At 73.3% G+C, this 996-nt stretch carries 1 protein-coding gene; it reads right to left on the bottom strand.

The genetic code is table 11. From position 1 onward, the window contains the following. On the bottom strand, positions 1–855 hold an 855-nt coding region (locus tag D8M29_RS12780; RefSeq protein WP_127446051.1), incomplete at its 3' end, for a glycoside hydrolase family 1 protein. Positions 856–996: the final 141 nt, after the last annotated feature.

The following is a 996-nucleotide window of genomic DNA, read 5'->3' as shown; positions in this document are numbered from 1 at the left end:
GTCCACCAGGTGCGAGGTGTCGGTGATCAGGTCCTCGGGGTACTCGCCCCGCAGCATCGGACCGGTGAAGACTCGGTTACCGACCGCGTCGATGCGGCGGGCGGCGTCCGCGTCGGCCTCACTGCCGGTGAGCGGGCGGACCTGGTGGAGGTTGAGGGTGACCGAGGTCTGCGCAGCAGCGGGGAGTTGGGCGCGCAGAACCTCGATCGCCCGGCCATGGGCGAGGTTGAGGTGATGGGCCGCCTGCAGCGCCGCTGCGGGCTCGGTACGTCCGGGGGCGTGCACGCCGGAGCCGTAACCGAGGTAGGCCGAGCACCACGGCTCGTTGAGGGTGGTCCACATGCCGACGCGGTCACCGAGTGCGCCGGAGACGATCGCGGCGTAGTCGGCGAAGCGGTCGGCGGTCACGCGCTCGGGCCAGCCGCCGGCGTCCTCGAGCTCCTGGGGCAGGTCCCAGTGGTAGAGGGTGGCGACCGGCATGATGCCGGCGTCGAGCAGCTCGGCGACGAGCTTGCGGTAGAAGTCCAGGCCGCGCTCCACGGCCGGGCCGCGGCCGGTGGGCTGGACCCGGGACCAGGAGACGGAGAACCGGTACGCCTTCAGCCCGAGCTGCTTCCTGAGGGCGACGTCGTCGCGGTAGCGGTGGTAGTGGTCGGCGGCGATGTCACCGGTGTCGCCGTTGCGGACCTTGCCGGGCGTCCGGCTGAAGGTGTCCCAGATGGACGGCGTGCGGCCGTCCTCGGCGGCGGCGCCCTCGACCTGGTAGGAGGCGGTCGCCGCGCCCCAGATGAAGCCCGTGGGGAAACGCGCCGCGGGCGCCTGCTGCGGGGTGATGTCGGGTCGTACGGGAGGCATGCGGGGGCGCGCCCATGGGTGGAGGGACAGGGACAGGAAGGGCGGGGCCCCGGGCCCGGACGGCCTGCGGTCAGGTGCAGGCCGTACGGAACGGCGTGGACCGGACCGGGGAAGGACGGCAGAGCCGGGGTGGAACGGCGG

The sequence above is a fragment of the Micrococcus sp. HSID17227 genome (genome assembly GCF_003989405.1).
Taxonomy (GTDB): domain Bacteria; phylum Actinomycetota; class Actinomycetes; order Actinomycetales; family Micrococcaceae; genus Micrococcus; species Micrococcus luteus.
The sequence above is the reverse complement of the archived record's forward strand: the minus strand, read 5'-3'. Positions and strand labels throughout refer to the sequence as shown.